Origin of the sequence: Acidisoma cellulosilyticum, assembly GCF_020621385.1 — a bacterium.
GTDB lineage: Bacteria > Pseudomonadota > Alphaproteobacteria > Acetobacterales > Acetobacteraceae > Acidisoma > Acidisoma cellulosilyticum.
Genome location: NZ_JAESVA010000037.1, coordinates 1 through 2037, shown reverse-complemented (window position 1 = coordinate 2037; position 2037 = coordinate 1). Strand labels below are relative to the sequence as shown.

Genomic DNA, 2037 nt, shown 5'->3' with positions numbered 1-2037 from the left:
GTCCAGCAACTCATCTGGGATCGCAGGCGCTTTCCGTCGGGGCATCTGGGAGCCTCCTTTTTGGCGGATTTTGACCAAGGAAGCAAAATGGGCATCGACGACTCGCCAAACTAACATTAAGACGGAATCTGGTTAGCCTGCATGATGCTGATTTTCTATCGAATTTAATGGGATTTTCTATCTGATGAAAGTATTGATTTTAGGAACCTCAAATTGCCTGCTAAAAGGTGGAGCAAGAGAGGCCATTGAGCAATATTTTAGCAAAGAAAATGTCACCAACATTTCGTTAGGTGGAACGTCCGGAACCTTCTTAGCTCTTTTTCGGTTTATAGAGGGAATAAATTTCTCAGAATTTGACTACGTATTTTTTGATTTTATTGTTAATGAACAATGGCAATTGCGCGCCGGGCGCTCCCCTAGTCATCTCATGAAAATTGCTCGTATTTTTTATAGCCTCCTTCCTCCTGGAGTCCGTTATTGTCACTTGGGATTTTCGATACGTTCTAATTTTTTTCACCCTAATATCGTCGAACATATACATAGATCATTATGTTTGGAGTTTGGAATAACATTTATTTCGATTAGGCAAATACTTATAGAATTCGGAGCCAAATATAACATTGGCGTCGAAAAATTGTTTGTTGAAAACGATGTTGGGCACTTTAATACAGGTTTAGTGAACGCTATTGTCTCTCAAATAGCAAACGTAATCCATACTTTTCCTCCAAAAGACTGGTCTAGTGCGATTACGCGAGACATTTTTTTTATTCAGGATTTTAAAAAAGAGACCACTGAGAGAGTGAGCTACTCGACTTCATTGCGAAATCAAGAATATGGTTTGTTTAAAAATAATACGAAAATTAAACTATCTTCCGGATCATTTTTAGGTTTTGATTACGCTGAAATAGGTACAGAAGCATTTATCTACGTAAACGCCAACCCATTTTTGGTGAAATCTCTTCACTTTAAAGTGGACAAGCCATGGATGAAGATTACTGCCTTTCATAAAGAGATTTTGACGAATTCAGAATCAGACCTCACTATTAGTGCTGTCCCCCCAGCAAATATGAGCGCAGAGTTTACTGATGCAATTTCATCTTCTATAGACGATCTATCCGGGGATGCAAAACTGGCTAGCGCCTACTTTTTAAAAATTCCCATAAACGAAACATTAAAGGCATTCGATTTGAATTTTCTGCGCAATTTCGAGGAATGTTATTATTTCGAATCATTAATTTTTGATAAAATTTCTAGCGATTTTAATTCTATAAAAGACCTGGCCTGGGGGAAATCAGTATGAAGTTAATAATTAAAAAAGATTGCTCCGTTGTATGGGTCGCTTACGCGTCAGCTTGACGACGACCAAAACCTACGCCCTGGTTGACGCTGAAGGCTTGCCCATCCTGCTCAAGCTCATCCCATGATGGGTGCGCCGAGACCATGTTCGCAAGCCTTGGCGCCGGCTGTAGCGCGATAATCTGAATGAGAGACGTGTTGGCCTTGCCTCGAGAAAGTGGAGAGTATCCGTCTTGGTCAAGCCGATTTTGGCGTCCAGATGCGGTCGTCGCGGATGAGTGCGTTGGCGAGAACGATGAGTTTGCGCATGGCGGCAACGATGGCGACCTTGGCATGTTTTCCGCGGGCTACGAGGCGTTCGTAAACACGCTTGATGTCTGGTTGAATCGCATAGCGACAAGAGCGGCATATAGAGGGCTTGCCGGAGAGCACCTCGGCCACCTCGGATTGTGCTTTTGTAAGCATGCGCCGTAGGCCGCATGAGGTTGCCGGGGATCACTGATCTGGCTGATTTATCTTGAGAGGACGGCTGAGCTGTTAGGCTGCTGCCTGGGCGACTGTCGCTGGTCCAGGCTTCCAGTACCACGGGAGAAGTTCGTCGACCCGATGAGCGGGATGGCCGGCGATCCGAGCGAGGACAGCCTGCGCATTACCTTGTTCTGGAGGATTGCATTGCGGTGATCGAAGCCGCGACGACCCGGCGCGATCGTCTCGAAGCTCATATCGAGGCTGCACTGCCGC

3 protein-coding genes are annotated in these 2037 nt (G+C 45.1%); 1 reads left to right on the top strand and 2 read right to left on the bottom strand.

Translation table 11 applies throughout. The features are described from left to right. Positions 1-184: 184 nt before the first annotated feature. The gene (locus tag ACELLULO517_RS28410; protein ID WP_227310868.1) at positions 185-1300 is read left to right on the top strand and encodes a hypothetical protein; all 1116 of its coding nucleotides are present in this window, start codon (positions 185-187) and stop codon (positions 1298-1300) included. A gap of 233 nt (positions 1301-1533) precedes the next feature. Here the strand turns inward: ACELLULO517_RS28410 and ACELLULO517_RS28405 are convergent, their stop codons facing one another. Next, complete coding sequence (locus ACELLULO517_RS28405) at positions 1534-1761, bottom strand: hypothetical protein (protein WP_227310867.1); 228 nt, start codon at positions 1759-1761, stop codon at positions 1534-1536. 47 nt (positions 1762-1808) lie between these two features. Further along, positions 1809-2037: hypothetical protein (locus ACELLULO517_RS28400; RefSeq protein ID WP_227310869.1), on the bottom strand; the 229-nt coding region annotated here is incomplete at its 5' end.